Here is an 8282-nt window from a genome sequence, read left to right on the forward strand (position 1 = left end):
TGAGCCTAGAGAGATTAAAACTTTGGGTGTCTTTGCCTAGGGATGGATATGCAGATGATGTTCTTATCAAAGCAAGCCCATAGTTCATTTAGCCAAGTTTAGCCTATTATACGGAAGAGTTCCAATGTCATCATATGAGAAGTAGTTATTCCTATCCAGATTCTCAAGTACTATAAAAGGGAGTAATAAATTCGACAACAATAAGCATGTTCTTTGATAGACATTTACCATTATGAATTGTTAATTCTGATATCATTTGTTCGGTTTGTTGTTCTTTGTTTAGCAGTCGTTTGATGTTATGATTAAGAATGGATATCAATAAAACGTCTACATATTAAGTGTGAAAGAGATGGAATAGTGGAATGAGTCATTTAATTGTACAAAATTTAACAAAAACAGTGGGCGATAAAACGCTCTTTCAAAATATTGAATTTACAATCTATGAGGGAGAGCGAGCTGGCTTAATCGGTATTAATGGAACGGGAAAATCTACTTTATTGTCCATATTAGCTGAGCAGATTGAAGCGGATTCGATGAATGTGGACAGACCTAATAAATATCGAATCGCTTATTTACCACAAGATCCAACATTTACAAGCGGTGAAACAGTTTTGCAGGCTGTGTTTGCAGGTGATTCTCCAATTTTAAAGTTGAATCGTGAATATGAGGAAACAGTAGCGGCTCTTGCTTTAAATCCTACCTCGGAAAGTCTGCAAAAAATGCTGTTTAGCTTACAGCAGCGAATGGATGAAGAACAGGCATGGGATGTCAATGCACTGGCGAAAACTGCACTAACGAAGCTTGGCATTGAAACATTTGAAAAAGAAGTATTAACGTTATCAGGTGGTCAGCAAAAGCGGGTTGCTTTAGCGAAGGTGTTAATTGAGCCGGCAGATCTGTATTTATTGGATGAGCCTACTAACCATTTAGATGTACAATCAACGGAATGGTTGCAAGAAATGGTTTTACGATTAAAAGGGGCTGTTATCTTTATTACCCATGATCGTTATTTTTTAGATGAATTATCAACGCATATATATGAGCTAGCAGATCAAACATTGTATCGTCATACAGGGAATTATGGGGATTATTTAGAGGCACGTGCTATTCGTGAAGAAATGAGAGCAGCCTCTGCCCAAAAAGACCGCAATCGCTATCGCTCAGAATTAAAATGGATTCGTCGCGGCGCGAAAGCACGCTCAACAAAACAAAAGGCACGTATTCAACGCTTTGAGCAGCTTGATGAAAACCTAGAACGTAAAACTGAGGATGTTTCGTTAGAAATGGGACTTGCTACTACACGACTTGGTCGTAAAGTATTAGAGGCTGAAAATATTTCAAAGGCATTTGGACAGCAAAAAATTCTTGATGATTTTTCATTTATACTCCAGCAAGGTGATCGTATCGGTATTATTGGTGCAAATGGAGTAGGAAAATCAACATTATTGAACATGCTAGCAGGAGAGCTAACACCGGATATCGGTGAAATTCTTGTTGGCTCAACAGTAAAGCTAGCCCATTTCAAGCAGACATTACCGAAAATGAATGAAAATGAGCGTATGATTGAATATGTTCGTGAAGCTTCCAACGATATTACAGATGCAGAGGGTGTACGCTACTCTGCTGCTCAAATGCTTGAACGATTCTTGTTTCCGCTTCATGGACATGGTACACCAATCGGTAAATTATCTGGTGGAGAACGTAAACGTCTTCATTTATTACGTTTATTAATGGAGCAGCCGAATGTTCTATTACTGGACGAGCCTACCAATGATTTGGATATTGAAACATTGGGCGTGCTGGAAGATTTTATAGAGCATTTCCCTGGTGTTGTGATCACAATTTCCCATGACCGTTTCTTCCTTGACCGAATTGCTAAAAAGCTATGGATTTTAGATGGACAGGGTCAGGTAGAGGAGACACTGGATCTTTACAGTGAGTATCTGGCAAAACGTGAGCAGGAGGCTTCTGTAAAAGTAGAAGCGCCAAAAGCAGAGAAACCAAAAATGGAAAAGTCAAAATCGGACAAGAAAAAGCTATCCTTTAAAGAGCAAAAAGAGTGGGAAACGATTTCAGACGATATTGAAAAAACAGAAACTGCTATTATGGAGACTGAAGAAGGAATTGCCAATGCTGGCTCTGATTTTACAAAGCTGCAGGAATTAACGGCAAAGCTAGATGAGCTTAATGCCCAGTACGAATATTTGATTGAAAGATGGTCTTATTTAGAAGAAATTGTGAATGGATAAGGAGCGATTAGACATGAAGATTATAACAATTGAACCGACACCAAGCCCTAATTCAATGAAAATTGTCGTGGATACAGAACTACCATTTGGAAAAAGCTATAATTTTACAAAAGATAATAAAGATGAAGCAACTGGTGAAGCTGCGGCAATTTTGGCAATTGAAGGGGTCAAGGGCGTTTATCATGTAGCTGATTTTTTTGCAGTTGAACGTAATGCGAAATATGCTTGGGAAGGTATTTTAGCAAGCATTCGTCAAGTTTTAGGCGAAGATAATGTACAGGAAGAAAATGAAATACATGCTGCTAATGATTTTTATGGTGAGGTTTACGTCCATGTCCAGTTTTATAAGCAGGTGCCACTACAAGTAAAGGTATTTGATAATCAACAAGAGTACCGTGTAAGCTGTGGTGAACGCTTTGTGGAAGCCTTCAATAAAATTATTGAATCCGCAGACGATGAGAATTATATCTTCCAACGTAAGTGGATTGACTATGGCGTGCGTTATGGTGAGCTTGAGGAAATTGCAGAAGCGGTCAAGCAAGAGATTGATGTCACTTATTCAGCAGAACGTGTAGCAGAAATTGTTGCAGCCATTAATGATGATGAAAAAACAGCTATAAAAACAGACAAGTTAAAAGTAACAGTTGAGCAGTTTATGCAACCGGAATGGGAGAAACGTTTCCAATTGCTCGACCAAATGGCAGATCCAGAGCTAGATGACTTACCTCTGCTAGATTTAGCTTTACAGGATGAGCAAATGTCGATTCGACGATTGGCTACTGTATATTTAGGTATGATTGAAGATGTGTCGGTTGTGCCGTATTTAGAAAAGGCATTACAGGATAAAAGTGCAGCTGTACGCCGAACAGCAGGAGATTGTATGAGTGATCTTGGATTCGTGGAATTTGAAAACGCAATGCAGCATGCCTTACAGGATAAAAACAAGCTTGTACGCTGGCGGGCAGCCATGTATTTATATGAGGTAGGTACTGAGCAATCATTACCTGCATTAAAAGCTGCAGAAGATGATAAAGAATTTGAGGTAAAGCTACAAGTAAAAATGGCGATTGCACGAATTGAACAGGGCGAGGAAGCAAAAGGCTCTGTGTGGAAGCAAATGACTGAATCCCGTCAACAATAACAATATAAACCAACATCTATTTGAACTACTGTTGTTTAAATATGGTGTTGGTTTTTCCTTTGGGGAAAACTGGAGAGATAAGTTGCTCAAAAAAGAGAGGAGTCTGCTCAATAAGTGGTATTGGAATGCCCAACCGCTCGCATGGTTCACAGAGCAAGATAATGTGTTACAAATCGAAGCAACTATTTTCCCTGAGCTCAGTTTAGTATCTTCAGCATGGTTGTATGATACCATTGATTGAACTGGAAATATGAAAAGGATTTCATGTGATATGAGAGAAGTTATAGAAATTAATCTTATTAATCTGTTGAAACTTCTAGTAAAATGATGATTTTCTTAATTATCTTCCACGAAAATGCGAAAGGAGGTGTATTGGAAAATAACAACATGTACTTTTTTTACATAAAATAATTAGAATATTTAATCTATTTAAAGTTGAGGTGTCTATCCATGTTTGGAAATATTACAGATGTACCTGGTGTAAAGGTGGGACATGCGGAAAATAAGGAAGGTATAACAGGCTGTACAGCTATTTTAGTAGAGACTGGTGCAGTTTGTGGTGTTGATGTAAGAGGCTCTGCTCCAGGCACTCGTGAAACAGATGCATTGGATCCAATCAATGAAATTGATCGTGTACATGCTATTAGCTTATCTGGAGGTAGTGCATTTGGACTGGATGCAGCAACTGGAATCATGCAATTTCTGGAGGAGCAGGATATTGGTGTGGATACAGGAATTGCCAAAGTACCAATTGTTCCAAGTGCTGTACTATTTGATTTGTTTATAGGTAATCCCAAAACAAGACCTACTGCTACAATGGGCTATGAAGCCGCTAAAAATGCCAAAGTGGGATTATTTTCAAATGGCAATACAGGTGCTGGGTATGGTGCTACTGTTGGGAAATTAGCCGGGCCTCAGTTTTGCATGAAGGGAGGACTAGGTAGTGCTTCTATCGCTGGCAAAGGCGATCTAGTGGTTGGTGCCATTGTTGCTGTCAATGCTGTTGGAGATGTAAAAGATCCTTTTACTAGAAAAACGCTAGCAGGTGCATGGAATAAGGAAACATCAGAATGGATTGATTGTTGTGCTTATTTAGAGGAGCATGTGCAATCAGAAGCATTGTCTGGTACAAACACGACTATTGGTGTAGTTGCAGTAAATGCCAAGCTTACGAAAGCAGAGGCAAAAAAAATTGCACAGCTCACTCAAAATGCTCTTGCACGGACAATATATCCTGTTCATACCATGCTGGATGGTGATACGATTTTTGTACTAGGTACAGGAACTAGAGCCTATCCAGTTGATTATATAGGTCACTTAGCAACAAAAGTGATGGAGGAAGCAATACTTACGGGTGTAAAGGCTGCTGAGAAATTGGCAGACGTCGAAAGCTATTCAAGCATTCAAAAATAATCACAAAGGGAACAGCGTGAAGATAATATTAGATGGTTTCTGAACTTGCTCAAATGACGATGTAAGTTAAAAAATGAGGCATTGAAGTTGCGAGTAACTGACAATTCAGACCTTTTTAGAACCTCATTAATAAACAGCATCCATATTACGGGCGGTGGTTATTTCAAAATCTTGCTATTGTTCTAGAGGTGATGGTGATGAAAAAATGGATAATGCTTAGTTTTCTCTTAATATACTTAGCGGGATGTATACCTTTTATGGGCGGTCAAACAGTAATTGATTGGGTAGATTTTATTCAATGGAACGGTCATGATTATAATGGTGTTCACAATAGTGAAATAGCCGATGCATCATTCATAGATAAAGAAATAGGAGAAGTTCGCTTTAAAGTAGCGGATAATGTTTCAAATTCATCCTATCAATTAAAAGATGGAGATGCTGCGTTTCACGAAAAAGGTACAAAGCTTTATTCCATCAAAGGGGAAGATAATATCATCGCTGTCAAGGACAAAGCTGCTATAAATGGTTACCGGATCTATTTTGCAATTGATAATTCAAAGTATAAATGGCACTTTGAGGATGTTTCTTTAGACCAAGTAAAAAAGATAGAAATATATAAATCAGCTACACCAGCGGGTAATCAGCAAATAGCAACTATTACAGATGAAGCCGGAATGGAGAACTTTTTGGATATCCTTTCAAACAGTAAAGAGACTCCGGCATTTCAACCGAATACAAGCACTGGAGATCCAATAAGCTATCAGATCATCTTATATACGGATGATTCCATAGCTTATAAATACAATGTTCAATATGACGGTATTACATATTTTTGGCATCCGTCAGATACAGCGATTTTATCAGATGATATAAGACATTTTATTTCTGAAAAATAGTGGCTAGTCAAAACCATGAAAAGCGCGAGAAATCAATTTTAGAATTGTTGATTTCTCGCGCTTTACAGTGGTAGTGTATAAAACTGGGGTTTAATATTCTTGAAATAAATTAAAAGAAAGTATCATATTCAAATGCCAATTCATGCTTTGTTAGATAGGAAGGGATAGCACCATGTTGTTCAGTGGAAGCTCCAGCATAACGATTAGCGAATGTTAGAAGAGGAACGGCATACTGCTCACAAAAATCGATTAGCTTTTCAATGGTTATTTGTTGGCTAAGGAAAATGCTTAACACAGCACCAATAAAGGCATCTCCGGCTCCAGTTGTATCAATCGCATGGACATTGTCAGCTGGTACTTTGACATGCGCTTTTCTAGAATAAAGACTTGCCCCCTCTGCTCCACGAGTAATTATCAAGACTTGTACCTTTCCTTGAAATAATGTTTGGACTGCCTTTTCTTCATCCGCAATCGCAGTTAAAAACAAAAGCTCCTCCTCGGATAGCTTTACAATATGAGCCTTTGGTAGAAATTCCAAAATGGTTTGACGACATGTCTTGTCATCATTCCATAATGGCAAACGGACATTGGGATCAAATGACACAAGACTTGCTACTTGATGTGCTTGCTCAATCAAGGCTATATGTGCCTCTTTCATCGGGCTTTCCACTAGATTAACTGAACAAAAATGAAGAATATCCTTTGCTGTTAATAGATTAGCTGGAAGCTGCTCTTTGCTGTAAAGCAAATCTGCTGCATGACGTCGATAAAATAAAAAATCACGGCTTCCATCTTTCGTTAGTGACACAAAGGCTAGACTTGTTTCACCCTCATTAGTTTGCATAATATAGTTTGTATCGACACCAGCCTGTTTTATTGTGTCCATAAGGAAATTTCCAAAAGCATCTAGCCCTACTTGCGTGAGGAGGGCGGCCTCCTGTCCCAGTTTTGCACAAGCAGCTGCAACATTGGCAGGAGCACCACCTGCATTTTTAGCAAAGTACTCAACTTCAGTAGGGAGACTATCGTGTTTAGTAGGTGTAAAGTCAATTAACAATTCACCAATTGTATAGAGCTTACTCATGAAAAACCTCCTCTATATGGTTTAAGTCGAAGTATGGGACACACGTTTTTTCTTTGGTACGTAGATGGTATAAAAAATACCCCCGAAAATTAATAATATCCCCATTGTTTGCATAAGACTTGGCATAAAATCAAGCAACAACATATCGAGCAAGATGGCCACTACTGGGTCTACAAATACTAATACAGAAACTAGAATTGTAGAGAGACTACGGATGCTATCAAAGAATAAATAATAAACAAAGCCTGTGTGAATAAAGCCTGTTCCTAAAATATATAGCCAATTTGTTGTCGTTAACCCTTCAAACAGTGAAAAATCTATAAATGGTAAGAGGATGATAATTCCAACTGTTGTTTGAATATAGGTTAATGCATAGGAACTAAGCTTTATAATCGTTTTACTTGTTAGCATTGTAAACGCGTAAAATACAGCAGACAGTAATGCCCAAATAAAGCCTGATTTCATAAACTCAGAGAGTGACAAAAAATTGTTTAAGCCGATAATGAACATACTTCCTATAAAACAAGTAAGTGTTGCCAGGAGTGCCTGGATTGTCATCTTTTCTTTTAAAAATAATGCGCCAAAAATTAAGACAAAAATGGGAGCTAAGTTATAGATAGAAATCGCAATGGAGATTGACATTTCCTCAAAGGCCTTAAATAGAAATACCCAGTTTAAGACAATAAAGACGCCACAAATAAGTGTTCTTACTACTTCATTTTTATCCCATACCTCTGTTTTATGTCCACCAGTGACGAGCCATAGACCTCCTAGAAAGAGGGTAGCGCAAATACATCTGATAAATACTAGCTCTGTCGCAGGCACACCAGTATGAACAGTAAAAAATCCGATTGAGCCAAAAAGTGCCATTGAAACAGTTAATTTTATAATCGCAGAAATGTTCATACATAACCTTCTTTCTAAAATTTTTATAAATAATGTTGTTAACTAGGTGGGCAGGATTACATTTTTTCACTCATTTTAAAATCGATGCTTGGGAGCAGAGAGAAACGCTCGGCCAAGGGAAGACTTCGCTCAGATAGCAGTGCAAAACGCTCGGCTAAGGGAAGACTCCGCTCAGGTAGCAATGCAAAATGCTCAGCCAAGGGGAGACTTCGCTCAGGTAGCATAGAGAAACGCTCGGCCAAGAGAAGACTCCGCTCAGGTAGCATAGAGAAACGCTCAGCCGAGGGAAGACTCCGCTCAGGTAGCAATGCAAAATGCTCAGTCAAGGGGAGACTTCGCTCAGGTAGCATAGAGAAACGCTCAGCCAAGGGAAGACTCCGCTCAGGTAGCAGTGCAAAACGCTCGGCCAAGAGAAGAATCAGCTCAGGTAGCATAGAGAAACGCTCAGCCAAGAAAAGACTCCGCTCAGGTAGCAGTGCAAAACGCTCGGCCAAGGGAAGACTCCGCTCAGGTAGTAGTGCAAAACGCTCGGCCAAGAGAAGAATCAGCTCAGGTAGCATAGAGAAACGCTCAGCCAAGAAAAGACTCCGCTC

At 39.0% G+C, this 8282-nt stretch carries 7 protein-coding genes; 4 read left to right on the forward strand and 3 right to left on the reverse strand.

Annotated features, from left to right (window positions below; translation table 11 throughout):
• Positions 1–362 precede the first annotated feature (362 nt).
• From AC3WOM_RS20335 to AC3WOM_RS20350, 4 genes are all read left to right on the forward strand, one after another.
• Complete coding sequence (locus tag AC3WOM_RS20335; protein WP_492448118.1) at positions 363–2249, forward strand: ABC-F family ATP-binding cassette domain-containing protein; 1887 nt, start codon at positions 363–365, stop codon at positions 2247–2249.
• Positions 2250–2262: 13 nt separating this feature from the next.
• Positions 2263–3390: a conserved virulence factor C family protein gene (locus AC3WOM_RS20340; protein ID WP_492448119.1), complete on the forward strand. Its 1128-nt coding sequence runs from the start codon at positions 2263–2265 to the stop codon at positions 3388–3390.
• 450 nt (positions 3391–3840) lie between these two features.
• Positions 3841–4803: a P1 family peptidase gene (locus AC3WOM_RS20345; protein WP_492448120.1), complete on the forward strand. Its 963-nt coding sequence runs from the start codon at positions 3841–3843 to the stop codon at positions 4801–4803.
• 197 nt (positions 4804–5000) lie between these two features.
• On the forward strand, positions 5001–5699 hold the full coding sequence (locus tag AC3WOM_RS20350) for a hypothetical protein (RefSeq protein ID WP_492448121.1): 699 nt from the start codon (positions 5001–5003) through the stop codon (positions 5697–5699).
• Between the two features lie 109 nt (positions 5700–5808).
• Here the strand turns inward: AC3WOM_RS20350 and AC3WOM_RS20355 are convergent, their stop codons facing one another.
• The 3 genes from AC3WOM_RS20355 to AC3WOM_RS20365 form a co-directional block, all read right to left on the reverse strand.
• Positions 5809–6783: a carbohydrate kinase family protein gene (locus tag AC3WOM_RS20355; protein WP_492448122.1), complete on the reverse strand. Its 975-nt coding sequence runs from the start codon at positions 6781–6783 to the stop codon at positions 5809–5811.
• 21 nt (positions 6784–6804) lie between these two features.
• Positions 6805–7689, reverse strand: coding sequence for a DMT family transporter (locus AC3WOM_RS20360; protein ID WP_492448123.1), 885 nt, complete (start codon positions 7687–7689; stop codon positions 6805–6807).
• Between the two features lie 56 nt (positions 7690–7745).
• A partial coding sequence (locus AC3WOM_RS20365) for a hypothetical protein (protein WP_492448124.1) occupies positions 7746–8282 on the reverse strand: 537 nt, incomplete at its 5' end.

The sequence above is a fragment of the Lysinibacillus sp. FW301-JW8 genome, assembly GCF_058788755.1.